The following is a 16,211-nucleotide window of genomic DNA, read 5'->3' on the forward strand; positions in this document are numbered from 1 at the left end:
CCAAATAAAATTCATCGAAAAAGCCTGACACACAGAGCTGCTGACCAATTGCGAATTACTAAACTAAAAACTAATTAGTATGAGATGTTTTGCTTGGCGATCGCGACCTCAACATAACATTCTATACTTTTGGGACAACCTGTAAAATTATCCAGCAATGCAACCCGTTGCTAAAGTACTGAGCAGAGTGCCCTTGCGCACGATCTTGATCGTTCCATTTGTCGTACAAGTCGTTGGAACAGTTGGGATTGTAGGCTATCTTTCTTTCCGTAACGGACAGAAAGCCGTCAATGAAGTAGCCACGCAGTTACGTAGAGAGATTACCTCGCGAGTTGCTCAAAACCTCCACAATTATCTCGTTCCGCCACACCAAATCAATCAGATCAATCAAGATATCGTTCGGCGGGGTTGGTTGAGTTTCAACAACGTCGAGACATGGCAATCCTATCTTTGGCAGCAAATTCAGTTGTTTAATGTCAGCGATCGCATTAATTCTATCGGGATTGCCAACGTGCGCGGCGAATATATCCTGATGCGTTACCAGAAGGATAATGCGTCGGCTGTTAGCATTCGCAACCTCGCAGACGGAGCGATGTATCAGTATCGCTTGAACGAAAGGGGCGAGCCTACCGAACCAATCAGCGTTGTCAAAAATTTCGATCCAAAAACTCGTGTTTGGTACACAGCAGCCGTTGAGAAAAAACAAGCCACCTGGAGTCCGATTTATCAAGCGGGGATTCAAGCACCAAGCTTGCTGATTTCAGCCGTTCGACCATCTTACGATCGCAACGGTCGATTGCAAGGAGTTTTGAATTGCATCCTCAATCTTTCAGAAATTGGAGATTTTCTCAAAACGCTCAAAGTCGGAAAAACGGGAAAGGTATTTATTCTCGAACGGAGCGGTCAGTTAGTGGCAACCTCCGCAGACGAACAGCCCTTTTACAGCCAGAAAGACGAACCCAAACGATTAGCTGCCACTGAGAGCCGCGATCTGCTAACCCAAGCGACAGCCAACTATCTGCTGCAACAATTCGGCGATCTCGATCGAATTACTATCAGCCAACAGCTCGACTTCAACATCGACGGAAAGCTCCACTTCGCTCAAGTCGAGCCGTTTCGAGACGATAAAGGCTTGGACTGGCTTTTGGTCGTTACCATTCCCGAAGCAGATTTCATGGAGCAAATCCAGGCTAATAACCGCATGACTCTGGCTTTGTCTCTCCTAGCCCTGGTAATTTCTTTGGTTATTGGCATTCTTCTCGTTCGCTGGATTACTCAGCCCATTCTTAGCCTCAAAGCTGCTGCAACGGCTTTTGCAGACGGGCAGTTCGATCGCAAAGTGGAGCTAGAACGACAAGATGAACTTGGCATTTTAGCGCAATCATTTAATAGCATGGCAACTCAGTTGCAGGAGGCTTTTATTGCGCTCCAGAAAACCAATGAAGAATTAGAACAACGGGTAGAAAAACGCACGCTCGAACTAAAAGAAGCTAAAGAAACGGCTGATGCAGCCAATAATGCCAAGAGCGAGTTTTTGGCAAACATGAGTCACGAGCTGCGAACGCCCCTTAACGGCATCTTGGGATACGCGCAAATCCTGCAACGATCGAAATCCTTGACTGACAATGAACGCAAAGCTGCCAGCACTATTTATCAGTGTGGGTCTCATCTGCTAACGTTAATCAACGATATCTTAGACCTCTCGAAAATCGAAGCTGGTAAGATGGATTTATTTCCTGGCGATCTGTATTTACCCGGCTTCCTACAGGGAGTGGCTGAATTTTTCCAAATTCGTGCCGATCAAAAAGGAATTGCCTTCCACTACCATCCCGCCGTCGATCTTCCCCAACGCATCCAGGCAGATGAAAAACGGCTGCGCCAGGTTTTGATGAATCTGCTAGGAAATGCGATTAAGTTCACCGATAAAGGTAGCGTCACATTTGCGATCGCAGTTGAGAAACATCAGCTCCAGCCAAATATTTACAAGCTGCGGTTTGAGATTGAGGATACGGGAAGTGGAATATCCACAAAACAGCTTGAGAAAATCTTTCTCCCTTTCGAGCAGGTTGGAGAGGCAAGCAAGCAAATCGAAGGCACGGGCTTAGGATTGGCTATCAGTCAAAAAATTCTTGCTCTAATGAACAGTAGGTTACAAGTGCAAAGCGAACTTGGCAGAGGTAGCAAGTTTTGGTTTGATGTCGAACTTCTCGAAGCAGGAAGTAGCGAGAAAACCGCTAGTCCTCCCCAGCAGGAAACCATTATTGGATATCGAAGTCACAGAAAAAAAATCCTCGTGGTAGACGATCGCTCGGAAAATCGTTCGATAATTGCGAATATGCTCCAGCCGCTTGGGTTTGAAGTTTACCAAGCACAGAGCGGTCAATCGGGGTTAGAAAAAGCGGTGGAGATCGAACCCGATTTGATTATTATCGATCTGGCGATGCCTGGAATGGATGGCTTTGAATTTTTGCAAAAGTTACGACAGGATCCCCAACTCGCCGAGACGATCGCGATTGCTTCCTCTGCTAATGTATTTGAATCCGAACAACAGAAGAGTTTAGACTTTGGAGCCAATGCCTTTCTCCCCAAACCCGTAGACTCCGGTACGCTACTGGACTTACTCCAGAAACATCTCAGTTTGACCTGGGTTTATGCCGTGCGATCGCCAACCGAAATTTGAGGCTAGAAAAGGCGATCGCGAACCGATAAGATGGCTATAGCAATCCTAGATGAATTATGAGAATTTTGTTTTTAGGTAGTGCGATCATCTTGCTCGCTATTTCCTTAAAAGCAAGCAAGACGATCGCACTGCTCACACATCAATTAGGATTGCTACGTTAAGTCTAAAATAATTTACCAACAAGACGATCCCAACTATGACGACTCATTTCATTAGCGCCGAAATCGATCTCCAAGACAATCCCATCAAATTACAAAAAGCCGTTGAAGAAGAACTCAAAAAGCGTGGGGAACCCCTACGTTGGGCGATTACTCGCGTGGACGGCGAGAAGCAAAAAGCACAAGTCGAAGCAATTGTTACAGTTCAAAGTGCCGAGTTGAAAGTTCAAAATTGATTCGTCCTTATACAGTCGTTTTAATCGTCCCGACGGGGATTGGTGCGTCGATTGGCGGTTATGCGGGAGATGCTTTGCCCGTAGCTAGAGCGATCGCGCAAACCTGCGATCGCCTGATTACCCATCCCAACGTTCTCAATGGCGCCCAACTCTATTGGTCTCTACCCAATGCGCTTTATGTAGAAGGCTACGGACTAGATAAATTTGCCTGTCTAGAATGGGGTTTGCAACCCGTTCGTCAAAACCGCATCGGGTTAATCCTCGATCGCGCGATCGAGTCAGAGTTGCGCCTGCGTCACCTACAAGTTACCGATGCCGCTAGAGCAACGCTAGGACTGGATCTAACCGATTATGTTATTACCGACGCTCCCCTAGAAGTCGAACTTCGCACTGCTGCATCGGGGGCTAGTTGGGGAACCATCGGCAATCCCGACAGTTTGCTGAGGGCGGCTGAAACTTTAATTCATCAAGCGAGGGCAGACGCGATCGCGATCGTCGCCCGCTTTCCCGACGATCCCGGCAGTCTTGCCCTACAAAATTATCGATCCGGTTCGGGAGTCGATCCCCTCGCAGGGGCAGAAGCCGTCATTTCCCATCTTGTCGTCCGCCAGTTTCAGATCCCTGCCGCCCACGCACCCGCATTAATGCCGTTACCTCTCGATCCCAATTTATCTCCCCGCGCTGCTGCCGAAGAATTGGGCTATACTTTTCTTCCCTGCGTTTTAGTCGGACTCAGCCGCGCTCCACAATTCGTTACAAAAGGGCGAAATTCTTTTTCTTCTCCACCAAAGACGATTTGGGCAGATGAAGTCGATGCCGCAGTCATTCCAGCAACTGCCTGCGGTGGCGGTGCCCTTCTCGGTTTGAGCAGTCAAAAAGCGCTAATTATAGCGGTTGAAGAAAATCGCACTCAGATGCAAGTCCCTCCAGAACCCCTAGGGATCGAAGCGATTAAGGTAAACTCGTATTTAGAGGCGCTAGGCGTGTTAGTCGCCCATCGTGCCGGGATTAGTCCTGACTCCCTGCGCCCCAATCTATCCTCTTTATATCGCTTAACTCAAACCCGTGACAGATCCTAATCATCTCGAAACCGAACCCCTAACGCGCACGCAGATTTTAGTGGTGATGGGAGTGACCGCAGTACTTTTGCTAATTGTGGCTAAGATCTGGCAAAAGTTGGGTTCTATCGCTCTTCTCGACATTGAATTTACTTCTGGTGCCTTTTTGTTAGGAATTGGAGTGGCTGGGGGCATTATTGTTGCGAGTAGTATTATCTACCGCCTATGGCCCGCCTATCGTCGCAGTGCCGATGCTTACCTAGAATTGGTCATCAAGCCTTTAATTTGGCCCGATCTAATTTGGTTGGGATTGCTACCCGGTTTGAGCGAAGAATTGTTGTTTCGAGGCGTTATGTTACCTGCCTTGGGCTTGGATTTGACCGCTGTTATTTTTTCTAGTTTGTTGTTTGGCATTCTTCATCTAAGCGGTCGCCAGCAGTGGCCCTATGTCGTTTGGGCAACTGTGGTAGGATTTGCTCTCGGTTATAGTGCTTGGATGACAGGAAACCTATTAGTTCCCATTGTGGCGCATATTTTGACTAACTTAGTTTCGAGCAGTTTGTGGAAGGCAGGAAAAGCCGTAGAAATTTCTTCGTCTAGATAAATTTGATATTTGATAACTGGTAACTGAAATGGAAGTACAGTTCCGAGAATTTAATCCCTTCGATCTCTGGATTTGGATAGAGTTTGAAACCGTTCCCTCGTCAATGGAAAAACAATACGTGGAAGAATTGTTTAACTCTTGGTTTTATTTAGGGAAATTAGGCGCTTTTAACGCAGAGAATCTCCAGGTTCAAGAGATGGGGATCGATCTTAGCTATATGGACTACGATATAGAAGCAGCCGAGAATGTCATGATGGCACCGATGCATAATATGGCGGATTTTCAGTATTTAGGAACCTGGGGACGCTGTTGGTTCGACCTAGGAACCAGCGATCCGATCGCGCTTGATATATTGATCAATGCACTGACTCGATTGAGTCAAGAATATGTTGATATTAAGAGACTAATCATTGGCGGACAGAATGAAGATTGGTCTGTAGAGGATAAAAGTCAGTCGCTGTTTTCTGCCAATTAATCATAGATTCAGAAAAAAATCATGCAAAAAGGAAAAATCGTCGCCATTATTACCGGAGCTATTTCTATCTTTCTTGCAGTTGCCTATCTGATTCTAGTTCAATTACTAGATTTTCGAGGCGAGATGGTTCCAGCACCAATCGGTCAGTTGTCATTGGTCATCAGTCATTGGTCATGTGATGAAAGGATTTTAGATTTTGGATTTTGGATTGGTTGGTAGTTATTTGGATTGGTTGGTAGTTAATGGTTAGTAGGGGCGGGTTTTTTGCAGTAAGTGTGGGTAAATCTCTCGCTTTTTTGAGATAAACTCGCCCGTACAGTGGTTATTCGTTAATTATCTCCCCATCTCCCCACACCTCCCACACTTCCCACACACACTCTCTCAAAGAAATCACCCATTTCCTTCGATTCCGATACCAAGTTCCCGTTTGAGTAAGTTAATCGATTTTTCGCCGATATAGTTTTCGCTGCAAATGAGTTCTGGGAGACGAATGAGGTCGTCTCTAGCAGCAGTAATTGCCTGTTTGACAATTGGATAGCTAGCGCGATCGCAGATAATAGTTCGAGAGGTGCGAATTACAGCATTCAATTTCTCGCTATCGCCAGCTTGGGCACTCATGACTAAAAGATCGTCTCCTCGCAAACTGTGAACTAGAATCTCTGCGATGTTCAAAATGCCACCGCTGAGGCTGACGATTCCCAAGCGGCTGTCTTTAGGCAGTTTTTTGACAATTTCCAACTCTTTGCTGTAGTCGTAAATATCGACTGGGATCGCGCGAATAGAATAGGGAGCAGCGAGCGCTTCTACATCGCCGATAAAATAACGGCTAGTGACGACTGTCCCCGACTTGGTTTGAGCCAGCACTTGGGACAGTTCTTCCATCGGCACCAGTTGCACGGGAATATTGAGCGATTGTTCCAATTCTAGAACGATCAATTTCCCGGCCCCAATATCGTTAGCGGGTACCGTTACCAAAACTTGGGCGCTAGAACGCAAGCGCCAGTCGATTTCTTCTAATAAGAGTTCCTGAATTTGGGAAAGAGTCAAACCCTGCGATAACAGATTGTCGAGACTCTTGCGAATTAGTTGGCTCGCTTCGGGGTATTGTTGAAAAAGCGGCGAATTCAGTTGCGATCGCCTTTCGTGACTTGTCGCTTTAACATAAATACCCGACCCTGCCAGAGATTCTACCAGTCCGGATTCTTCCAATTGTTGATAAACTTTGCTGATAGTATTGCGATGCAGTCCCGTCATCATAGCAAGTTGTCGCGTACTGGGCAGCCGATGACCGGGCGGATACTGACGAGAGGCGATCGCGAAGCGAATTTGGTCAAATAGTTGCTTAGAGGCAGGAATATCGCTATCTGGTCGGATCTGGAACTGCAACATGTCACTGAGGCTTGTTTATACGATTTAACATTTTATTGTGCTACAAAGACTATGCGAGTTATTTTTTTTGGAACGCCACAATTTGCCATCCCCACTCTGGAAAGTTTGCTCAACCATCCAGATTTTGAGGTGATTGCTGCCGTCACTCAACCCGATAAACCGCGCGGTCGGGGAAATCAACTCACGCCCTCACCCGTGAAAAAAGTAGCGCTTGCCCATCAAATCCCCGTTTGGCAACCCAAGCGCATCAAAAAAGATCCGGAAACCCTGACAAATCTCAGACAAGCCTCAGCGGATGCATTTGTCGTCGCCGCCTACGGACAAATCCTCTCCCCAGAAATTCTCGCCATGCCCAGACTGGGATGCATTAACGTTCACGGTTCGATTCTGCCCAAATATCGAGGGGCTGCCCCAATTCAGTGGAGTCTCTATCACGGGGATACTGAAACGGGGATTACTACGATGCTGATGGACGAGGGTATGGATACTGGAGCCATGTTGCTGAAAGCTTATACTCCTGTTGGTTTGCTAGACAATGCCTATCAAATCGCAGAAATTCTCGCTCGTCAAGGGGCAGATCTCCTCATCGAAACTCTTTTAAAACTAGACAGAGGAGAAATTCAACCCGTTCCTCAAGACCCTTCCGAGGCAACTTATGCTCCTCTAATAAAAAAATCAGATTATGTTATCGATTGGACTCGTCCCGCGATCGCCATTCACAATCAAATCAGAGGTTTCTATCCCAATTGCGTTACTTCCTTCCGAGAGCAACCCCTAAAAGTCATCGCTACTGCCCCCTTGGGAGAAGATTACCGATCGCAACTCCCGCCAGATTTGCAAAAATTACAACAGCAATGGGATGCTTTGTCTTCTGTGACGGGATCTCCTGGCGAAATCGTTAGCATCGTTAAAAATTTGGGTCCCATCGTTCAAACCGGCGACGGACTCCTGCTGCTACGGGAGGTTCAGCTAGCAGGTAAGCCCCCTCGATCTGGCTGGGATTTTGTTAATGGTACGCGCTTGACTGTAGGGGAAGTATTGGTTTCTTGACGACTCCCGACGCATGGAATGCGCGGGATTCTTAAACACCATTACTGATATTTAAGCGACACTGGAGATGAGGGACAAATCTCACACCAGAGGGACTCGCCATTAGTCCTACTAAGGGGGAACCAAAGTTCCCCATATACTTGGCTCGGATATTGTACGAACCAACTCCGTCGCGGTCGAATTGAAAACCGCATTTGCATTTATAAGTACGCCCAGATGGTTGGTGTCGCTTGCCGCAAGCCGGACACGTCTGGCTGCTGTAAGCCTCGTCTTGAAGTACAACCTTCATTCCGAACTTTTCGGCTTTGTACTCCACCATCCACCGATATTTTCCAAAACTCCAAGAATGTAGTTTTTGGTTAGCTTTTGCACCGTACTTAATTGAATTTCTGATATCCCGAATATCGCCAATCACAACCGTTTGCACCCCTGCTTTAAATAGGGTGGAAACAAGGTGGGTGGATTGCTTGTGCAGAATATCGTTGATTTGATTATCAAGTTGGCGGATTATTCTGTGTTTAGTAGCAACAAGACGTTTTCTCCTTTTACTTCCTCGTTTGGTTTTTGAAATTTTCGCATCAAGGTGAGCTATAGTTTTTGCTCTATACCTAACCTTGGAGCGTATTAACCTGCCACTGTAGATTGTGGTTTTTTCGCCATCATATACAGTTGCCGTTCTAACCTCGCCCCGATCGATAGCAGCTACTTTTTGTCCCGTAGGACTAGCTATAGTCGTAGTTGAATAAACAGCCCTAAGTTGATAACCCTTGCCTTTTTTCCAACCGATTTCTACTTGTTTTGGTTTGTCCCATTGCCAAGGTATAACTATGGCTGAATTACCTTTACCGTTAGATAAATGGAGTAGTCCATCTTTGACTTTGATTGCAGAAGACTTCCAAGTAATTTTGTAGAAATACTTGCGACGACGAGGATATTTGGCTTCGGTTGAACCCGCTCTCTTTCTAGCATTAGCCGACTTAATACTACTGTAAAAGTTACCAACTATTGCATCGGAAGTATGGGCGTGTAGTTGACTGGACCTACAGAGTTTTTCCATCCCATACTGAGATAGGAATACACCTTTCTTTCTGACTATTCGCCAGTAAGTAACAAGGGTACGACTATACAATTCACCCGCAGCTCTTGCTAGAATATCTAGCTGTTCTGTTTTTTCTAGGTTAATTCTTCTTACTGTGTAGCTACTCATGATTCGATCGTTGCCTTAAACCAGCGCCGAGAATTTCTTTTGCTCTTAACACGCTATCCCGTTCTTCTTGATTAGCTGGTCGAATTTGATGTCCAGTAAAACCTCCTGCCGCACATGGCACGTAAACGTGGATAAATCCCTCTGGGGTTAAAGGGGGCTGAAAATTAGGATTTAGCTTGCAATTAAAGAGCAGGTGTATTAATCACATTCGGTAATTTTCGATTTGCGGATTTCTTGTGTTCGACTGCAACCAGCGCAGACAACGCTGATTTTAGATTCTGACTTTTTCTTAGACATTTTTTTGATTTTCTATGTACTGTTTAACCGCTGTTAATGGAGCGCCACCTACGGTACTAACAAAATACGAGTTAGTCCATAAAGTAGGAAGGCGCGATTTGAGCCAGGGGAATTCTTGTCTCAATAGCCTTGAAGAACGACCTTTCATGTAGCGCACAAGTTTAGCTATACCGAATTGCGGGTCTACTTCTACAAGTAGGTGAACGTGGTCGTCCATTATCTCCATTTCGATAATCTCAGACTGAAATTCATTTGCTACTTGCTGCAAGATTTCCTTCAACTTGGCATCCACGCCATGAATCAAAACTTTTCTCCGGTACTTTGGACACCAGACGACGTGATACTTGCAAGAGTAAACTATGTTTCGGTTTGACTTAAATTTTCGCTCCATGAAAGTAGTATATAACACGGAGCTGTATATCTATCGTGAAGATTCAATGAAGGCGGCTAAAGCCGCGCAGGTCGGCTGATCCCGATGTCTAGAAGACACGGGCTTGCGCCGACGCTTTATCGGTGACGGTTTTTGACGGAGAATCGACAAACAAAGTAGCTAATCCTCGTCACTTTAACCGAATCAAACGCAATCTTCGTAGAAAACAGCAGCAGCTTTCAAGGAAGCAGAAGGGTTCAAATAAAAGAGCCAAAGCCAGGAAAAAAGTAGCTTCGGTCTACGAGTATTTGACCAAGGATCGGGCTGATTTCTACCATAAACTTTCACGCAAGTTAGTAGACGACAATCAAGTCTTAGTTTTTGAAAACCTTAACATTAAGGGGTTGAAGAGAACAAGTAGGAGCAATTCTAGGAGGCGCGGGTCGGCGAACGGAGAATCCCCCGCTACAGCAGCGATAGCTGTTTAGCGACGGGAGGTTCAATTAATCGATATTGCGCTCCACGATCGCGATATTCCACTGACCGAATTGACTGGTTTGAAACGCCACTTTTCGTCCGTCGCCGCTAATGGTTGGGTTGCTGACCGTTCCCCGCACGTTAGCGCTAAGCAGTTCCGATCGTTGGGTTTTGCGATCGTAGACCATAATATCCGTCTTGCCTCGCTCGTTGGAAACGTAAGCAATGTAGCGTCCGTCAACACTTAGCGCCGGACTATCTTGACTCGAATCGCCACGATTTAAATTGGGCAAGGAAACGAGGCGGCGCTGTTGCAAGTCGTACAGAAAGATATCGCGATTGCCGTTGCGATCCGATGAAAATGCCAAATATCGTCCATCGCTGCTATAAGCAGGCGATTCGTCGGGCGCTTGACTATTTAATCCTCCAGTAGGAATTTGAGGCGAAATAAAAAGGGCATTGCTACAGCCACCAACCATCAAGGTCAGCAATATAAGTAAAATTTTCAAGATGTTGGACGGTAGGCGATTATGAGAACAGCAAATGGAGATCATAAGCTAATTTCAGGGTTCTAGGAACTTCAGCATATTGGCAGATTAGCCTATACTTTTACTACTGCTACTACTGCAATGAGAACGATATTGGAAAAAAACTTTATCAACTCAGGAAAGCGGCTATGAGGACAAAAAAAGTTGCGATCGTTACGGCGGCAAGTCGCGGAATTGGAGCGGGTTGTGCGCGAGAATTAGCAGCGCGGGGCTACGCCGTTTCGCTCATGGCGCGATCGCCCGATATTTTAAATCTAGCCAATGAGTTGGGCGGCATCGCCACTCAAGGCTCGATCGCCAACCCTCAAGATTTGCAACGATTAGTTGAGACAACGCTGGCTCGATTTGGTCGCATTGATGCCGCGATTAATAGTTTTGGCGATCCGCCGCGACCGGATTTACTCTCGATTTCCGATGAAATGTGGCAGGAAAATTTTGAAATGCTATTTCTGAGCGTCGTTCGCATAGCAAGGCTGGTAACAGAACCCATGCGACAGGCAGGAGGCGGCGCGATCGTCAATATTTCAGCTTCTGACTCCCACGAACCAGCACTGGGAACCCCTTTTAGCGGAACTCTCCGCGCTGCCATGGAAGGATTTACCAAACTCTATGCCAAGCGCTATAAATCCGACAAAATTCGCATGATTTCTGTAGCGCCTTTTTTCGTAGCCGATTCGATGGAAGAGTTGGAAGGATGGAATGTTCCGACCGATCTCATGTTTGGTCGCCCAGCTACCTATGCCGAGTTTGCCAAAACGGTGGCTTTTCTGCTTTCTGATGATGCCAAGTTCGTCACTGGCACAACTCTTAAGGTTGACGAAGCCTATTCCGCCGCAATTTAATCGGGCATTATTTACTGCGCCACCTCTCGCATATAGTCGCCCCACACGGCAGCAGCTTGAGCGCTACCGCCCCGCGTCGGAGAATTATCGTCATTGCCCAGCCAAACTCCTGTCACCAGATCGCGCCTGGGAATGTAACCGATAAACCAGAGATCGACGGAATCGTTCGTCGTGCCTGTTTTCCCAACTTCCCCCAATCCAATGTGGGCTGCTTTACCCGTTCCACCTCGAACGACTCCTCGTAAGAGATCGGTCATCCTATCGGCGACAGTAGGCGCGATCGCTTGCCTGCTGGCGGTATTATCCTTCTCAAAAGAATAAATCTCGCGGCAAGTATCGAGATCGTCGGCATCCTCGCAATCGCTTCCATCGAGAATTCGTTTGATGGCATGGGGACGATTCCAGACTCCTCGATTGGCAAAGGTGGCGTAAGCGCCAGTCATTTCTAAAACGTTGACTTCGCTCTGCCCCAAGACCAACCCCGGCACTGGATTGAGTTTGGACTTAATGCCCAGGCGACGCGCCATCTCTGCTACCCGATCCAAACCGACCTCCCTAGCCACTCGTAGGGCAACGGCATTTTCTGACTGTGCTAGGGCGCGATACATGTCGATATCGCCGCTACTGCGTTCGCAGGGCTTAAACCGTTGTCCTTGCCAACTGACGGCATCGCACGAGTAGGTTTTCTGGGGAAAGATGCCTTGTTCTAGGGCGGCTGCATAGGCAAATACTTTAAAGGTCGAGCCGGGTTGCCGCTGTGCCTGAGTCGCTCGATTGAACTGGCTTTCCTTGTAATTTACGCCGCCTGCGAGGGCGAGAACGGCTCCGGTACGGGTATCGATGGTAACGATCGCGCCTTGAGAATAATTCAATCTTGCCCCATTCGCGTTTACGGCATTGCGCAAGGCTTTTTCAGCATCCGCTTGCATGTCTAAATCCAGGGCGGTTTCGACAATAAAATTCCCTTCTTTGGCTAATTCTTCTCCCAGCAGCATACGAAGTTCTTCAAAGACGTAGCTGTAGTAATAGGGAGCAATGATACTGGAGAGCGCTTCTGTCGCTTTAGGACTGACTTCGATGCGCGATCGCCTTGCTCTATCCGCCTCCTCTGCACTCACCATTCCCAAGCTTGCCATGCGGCTAATCACTCGGTTGCGCAGTTGTAAAGCCGTGTCGTAATTCTGCACCGGATTGTAACTATTCGGGGCAGGTAACATCGCTACCAAGGCTGCCGCTTCCGCCAGGGTCAAATCTTTGGCAGATTTCTCAAAGTAAAACCGCGCCGCATCTTCAAATCCATAGCTTCCCGCCCCAAGATAAACTCGATTGAGATAGGTTTTCAACAACTCGTCTTTGCTGTAAACAGCTTCCAGTTTCAAGGCAACTACCATCTCTCGCAACTTCCGTCCCGCTGTATTCTCCCGCCCAACCTCGGAAAATAGGCTTCGCGCCAATTGTTGCGTGAGCGTACTAGCCCCTTGACGAATTCCCTGTCCGCGCAAATTAACGATCGCTGCTCGCAAAATTCCGTAGGGGTCGATGCCAATGTGCCAGTAGTAGCGGCTGTCTTCTGAGGCAATGACTGCCTTGGGCAAATAGGGCGAAAAGTCAGATAAATTTTCCAGTTCCCGGTGAGTATCCTTTTGAACGGGACTTAGGGGCGTTTGTTCGTCTCCGGCATAGATGACCACCGGACCCGTTATTCCCAATGGCAGGGGACGGACGGGAATTTTTGTCCACTCATATCCGATCCATAGGGCTAATATCGCGCAAATTCCCCCAGTTCCGTAAAGAAAGTAGCGAAATCCTTTCACCCAAATTGGCGGCGGATTGTAGTATTTAATTTGAACGGCGGCGGCGAGTTCTGGCGGACCGAGACTAATCGTATCGCCGTGATAAAGAGAGTGCGATCGCAGTTTGCGCCTGCCGAGATAGATGCCGTTGGTAGACTGCTCGTCTTTAAGGATAAAAGAGCGGGGATTTTTGCGATCGCGATGCAGCGAGCAATGAACGTGGCTGACAATTGGGTTGCGCACTACGATATCGCTAGCTCTCGAACTTCGTCCCAAGGTATAGCGATCGCCCACTAACGGGAATCTTTCGGGTTTATCTGTATTCTCATCCCAAATCCACAATTCCGGTACTTTGGCTCCTTTTTTGAGAACGCCCGTTCTTACTCTTGCCTGGATTTTTTGTACTGCCTGAGTCAACATTCGACTCAGTTGGGTTGGTGACTGTGGCGGCGGATTCTTGGTCATCGGCGATCGCTCGGACTGGCACACTTACATCTCTACATTAAACTAACCATCAAATCCTTGAAGGGGTTCCATAAATAATTGACAAATAACAAACCCGCCCCTCTAGCAATAAGGATTTCGGGCGGGCTAGATTTTTTTTAATTAACAGCAAGCAGAGATAACTCCTCTGGCTATCTACAAATTAGGCAACACCTTGAAGAACTACTTCTTCTGAGTGTTGCATCCTACTAGGCGAAATAGGAAACCCTCGTTCAATTTCTTGAACCTTAATTTGCTTAGCTTGAAGCGCTGTTTGCAAAATTTTCATTGCTTCTATCGGCTTACCTCGTCCGCAGAAAAAGAAATCCGCTGCGAAGTAGCCGTGCTCTGGCCAGGTATGGATAGCAATGTGCGATTCTGCAAGCGTTGCAGTTGCCGTGACACCATGAGGACTAAACTGATGCACGCACATATCGATCAATGTTGCTTCTCCTGCGGCAATCCCGTCCATCAGAGCTTGACGAATTCGTTCGGCATCGTTGAGAAGGTCCGCTGGTGCTTGCCAAGCTTCCAGAATCAGATGGGTTCCCAATTTTTTCATTCTTTCTATGTTTACTCCTGCTAAAACCTTCCAAGATATATAGGTATAGCATAGCAAGGTTACAATCTCAATGGCTATCCGTATTTTTGTTGAAAAAATTACAATTAGGGAAATTACTGAGGTAATCTCCCCAATACTTGCAGTTACTAATAATCGATTTAATTTGTTCCCAAAATCAATCCCAACACAATTCGCTTCGACTTCCATTGGGTAGGATTGTTTCTTCTAGAGAAGCCGCCATCAAATTGGCTTCGGAGAGTTGAGCGCCAATCAAATTAGCTTGATGCAAATTTGCCCGACTTAAATTTGCGCCTGTTAGATGAGTCAATAACAAACCCGCATTGGATAAGTTTGCGCCACAGAGATCGGCATTGCCTAGGTTGGCATGGAGTAAGTTACATCCATTGAGATCGGCACGGCTTAGATTGGCTTGTTGAAGATCGGCACGGCTTAAGTCGGCTCCTTGCAAATAAGCTCGATTCAAATTCGCTTCAGCGAGATTTGCCCCCGTTAGAATCGCGCCCTCTAAATTTGCACCTTGCAGCTTGGCTCCCCTCAAGTCAGCCGATCGCAGATCGGCAAAACTCAAATCGGCTTTCTCTAGATTAGCGTCTCTGAGATTGGCTCGATGCAAATAAGCCCGGATCAACGTTGCTTTTCTTAAATTGGCTTCGCTGAGGTTGGCTTCAGTCAAAATAGCACGGGTTAAAATAGCCTCGCGTAGGTTTGCCTGACGCAGCATCGCGCTAGTAAGACTAGCCCCGGTGAAATTGGTTGATTTCAGCTTTGCCCTAAACAGTTGCGCCTGAACTAAACTGCTACCGACTAAGCATGCTTTACTCAAATCGACTTTTCTTAGAATCGTGCCGCTCAATATCGCTCCGCTTAAATCTGCTTGAATCAGGAGTGCTTCTGTCAAATTTGCTCCTGACAAATTCGCCTCTATCAGTTTAGCTCGGCATAAATTAGCTTGCTGTAAATCTGCATTGCTGAAATTCGAGCTAATGAATTGTCCGCCTTTTAAATTGCCTTGTTGGAAATCTGCCTGTCTAAAATTGGTGCGATTGAGATGGGCAGTTTTTAAGTTGGCTTGGCAGATTTGTACGCCTTGAAAATTGCGTTCGCCTTTTTGATATTGACTCAAAAGTTGCTTGACATCTAGCAGTTGCTTGGTACTCATAAAAAATTGCTAAGTTTTCTGGAATAGGAACTTCCAGGCTTTCCATTGCTTTTTTCTAGTTAAATTTCAATGGAATTGCGAGGACAGTTGAATCTATTTGCCCTAATGAAAAATAGGTTCGGTTTCGATCGTCCTAACTTTCTAGTTAGAAACAATCTGTTCCGAAAAATTTGTCTGCTACTTCTTCTAATGCTAAAGAGACAGAGTGGCGTTAAAATAACCAAAAACTGGCTGTGTCTAAACCTATAAATCTGGTACTTTTCCCCAACCAGGTCTAGGCATCAGACTAGAAAAATCTTGCTTATCGCCTCTTTCAATATAATCTACAGATCTTCCGAAGACGTTGTTCGGTAACATACATTTATATAGCGCTTACATACTGCTATAACATAAATTCTAGTCAAAGTAAAGTTTCTAATGACAGCAGGAATTTTGTCGGTTACGCTTGCTACAGAAAGGTTTTGCTGGCTGAGATTGCCGATGAGTTTGGACGGTTGCGATCGCAAGCCGTGCAACTCTAGATACTCTAAAATAATTATTAACGATTAAAGCAGCGATCGCGAAGCTTATTTTTTGTCTTCTATATAGCAATTAGATCCCGGACTTTCCCAAATAACTTTTTAGCTATTTAACGTCAAGATTTCCAAAATAATTTTATATTGATAAATCTGCTCTTGTATTATAATGCTTGCGATCGCCTTCCAATTTCCAAGCTCTGGCGTTCGTAACTTTGATTTTCATTTTGTATTGCTGCAAACGCTTTTCATTTTGACCTCAATATCGTAAGCTTTTAGAAGTTTAC

Annotated in this window: 16 protein-coding genes; 9 read left to right on the plus strand and 7 right to left on the minus strand. The window is 46.4% G+C overall.

Annotated elements, in window-relative coordinates; translation table 11 throughout:
* The first annotated feature begins 157 nt into the window (after positions 1-157).
* The 6 genes from NIES593_RS08180 (at position 158) to NIES593_RS08205 (ending at position 5,430) form a co-directional block, all read left to right on the plus strand.
* Positions 158-2,680, plus strand: a complete 2,523-nt coding sequence (locus NIES593_RS08180) for a hybrid sensor histidine kinase/response regulator (protein WP_073599108.1) — start codon at positions 158-160, stop codon at positions 2,678-2,680.
* A 196-nt stretch (positions 2,681-2,876) separates the two neighbouring features.
* Positions 2,877-3,074, plus strand: coding sequence for a hypothetical protein (locus NIES593_RS08185; protein WP_073599109.1), 198 nt, complete (start codon positions 2,877-2,879; stop codon positions 3,072-3,074).
* On the plus strand, positions 3,071-4,153 hold the full coding sequence (locus NIES593_RS08190) for a DUF3326 domain-containing protein (RefSeq protein WP_073599110.1): 1,083 nt from the start codon (positions 3,071-3,073) through the stop codon (positions 4,151-4,153). Before NIES593_RS08185 ends, NIES593_RS08190 begins: the two co-directional genes overlap by 4 nt.
* A gap of 46 nt (positions 4,154-4,199) precedes the next feature.
* The gene (locus NIES593_RS08195; RefSeq protein ID WP_425432533.1) at positions 4,200-4,736 is read left to right on the plus strand and encodes a CPBP family intramembrane glutamic endopeptidase; all 537 of its coding nucleotides are present in this window, start codon (positions 4,200-4,202) and stop codon (positions 4,734-4,736) included.
* 28 nt (positions 4,737-4,764) lie between these two features.
* Complete coding sequence (locus tag NIES593_RS08200; RefSeq protein ID WP_073599112.1) at positions 4,765-5,211, plus strand: DUF3531 family protein; 447 nt, start codon at positions 4,765-4,767, stop codon at positions 5,209-5,211.
* A 21-nt stretch (positions 5,212-5,232) separates the two neighbouring features.
* Positions 5,233-5,430, plus strand: a complete 198-nt coding sequence (locus tag NIES593_RS08205; protein WP_073599113.1) for a hypothetical protein — start codon at positions 5,233-5,235, stop codon at positions 5,428-5,430.
* Between the two features lie 171 nt (positions 5,431-5,601).
* Here NIES593_RS08205 and NIES593_RS08210 read toward each other — a convergent pair whose 3' ends face one another.
* Positions 5,602-6,600, minus strand: coding sequence for a GntR family transcriptional regulator (locus NIES593_RS08210; protein ID WP_073599114.1), 999 nt, complete (start codon positions 6,598-6,600; stop codon positions 5,602-5,604).
* 51 nt (positions 6,601-6,651) lie between these two features.
* Between NIES593_RS08210 and fmt the strand changes: the two genes are divergently transcribed.
* Positions 6,652-7,650 carry a methionyl-tRNA formyltransferase gene (gene fmt, locus NIES593_RS08215; protein WP_073599115.1) on the plus strand — a complete coding sequence of 333 codons (999 nt, stop codon included), beginning with the start codon at positions 6,652-6,654 and terminating at the stop codon, positions 7,648-7,650.
* A 31-nt stretch (positions 7,651-7,681) separates the two neighbouring features.
* On the opposite strand, the gene NIES593_RS08220 is transcribed toward fmt, so the two are convergent.
* Both NIES593_RS08220 and tnpA read right to left on the minus strand, forming a co-directional pair.
* Complete coding sequence (locus NIES593_RS08220) at positions 7,682-8,857, minus strand: RNA-guided endonuclease InsQ/TnpB family protein (RefSeq protein ID WP_073599116.1); 1,176 nt, start codon at positions 8,855-8,857, stop codon at positions 7,682-7,684.
* 289 nt (positions 8,858-9,146) lie between these two features.
* Positions 9,147-9,545, minus strand: a complete 399-nt coding sequence (gene tnpA / locus NIES593_RS08225) for an IS200/IS605 family transposase (protein WP_073599117.1) — start codon at positions 9,543-9,545, stop codon at positions 9,147-9,149.
* A 122-nt stretch (positions 9,546-9,667) separates the two neighbouring features.
* On the opposite strand from tnpA, the gene NIES593_RS08230 reads away from it, so the two are divergent.
* Positions 9,668-10,012 carry a transposase gene (locus tag NIES593_RS08230; RefSeq protein ID WP_073599118.1) on the plus strand — a complete coding sequence of 115 codons (345 nt, stop codon included), beginning with the start codon at positions 9,668-9,670 and terminating at the stop codon, positions 10,010-10,012.
* 15 nt (positions 10,013-10,027) lie between these two features.
* Here the strand turns inward: NIES593_RS08230 and NIES593_RS08235 are convergent, their stop codons facing one another.
* Positions 10,028-10,480 carry an LpqB family beta-propeller domain-containing protein gene (locus tag NIES593_RS08235; protein WP_175561080.1) on the minus strand — a complete coding sequence of 151 codons (453 nt, stop codon included), beginning with the start codon at positions 10,478-10,480 and terminating at the stop codon, positions 10,028-10,030.
* 197 nt (positions 10,481-10,677) lie between these two features.
* On the opposite strand from NIES593_RS08235, the gene NIES593_RS08240 reads away from it, so the two are divergent.
* Positions 10,678-11,391 (plus strand): SDR family oxidoreductase, encoded by a 714-nt coding sequence (locus NIES593_RS08240; RefSeq protein ID WP_073599120.1) that lies wholly within the window; start codon positions 10,678-10,680, stop codon positions 11,389-11,391.
* Between the two features lie 11 nt (positions 11,392-11,402).
* Here the strand turns inward: NIES593_RS08240 and NIES593_RS08245 are convergent, their stop codons facing one another.
* The 3 genes from NIES593_RS08245 to NIES593_RS08255 form a co-directional block, all read right to left on the minus strand.
* Entirely contained in the window at positions 11,403-13,649 is a 2,247-nt protein-coding gene (locus tag NIES593_RS08245; protein ID WP_073599121.1) for a PBP1A family penicillin-binding protein, read from the minus strand.
* Positions 13,650-13,830: 181 nt separating this feature from the next.
* Entirely contained in the window at positions 13,831-14,229 is a 399-nt protein-coding gene (gene speD / locus NIES593_RS08250) for an adenosylmethionine decarboxylase (RefSeq protein WP_073599197.1), read from the minus strand.
* 175 nt (positions 14,230-14,404) lie between these two features.
* Positions 14,405-15,409: a pentapeptide repeat-containing protein gene (locus NIES593_RS08255; protein WP_073599122.1), complete on the minus strand. Its 1,005-nt coding sequence runs from the start codon at positions 15,407-15,409 to the stop codon at positions 14,405-14,407.
* Between the last annotated feature and the right edge of the window lie 802 nt (positions 15,410-16,211).

It is taken from the genome of Hydrococcus rivularis NIES-593 (assembly GCF_001904635.1).
GTDB lineage: Bacteria > Cyanobacteriota > Cyanobacteriia > Cyanobacteriales > Microcystaceae > Hydrococcus > Hydrococcus rivularis.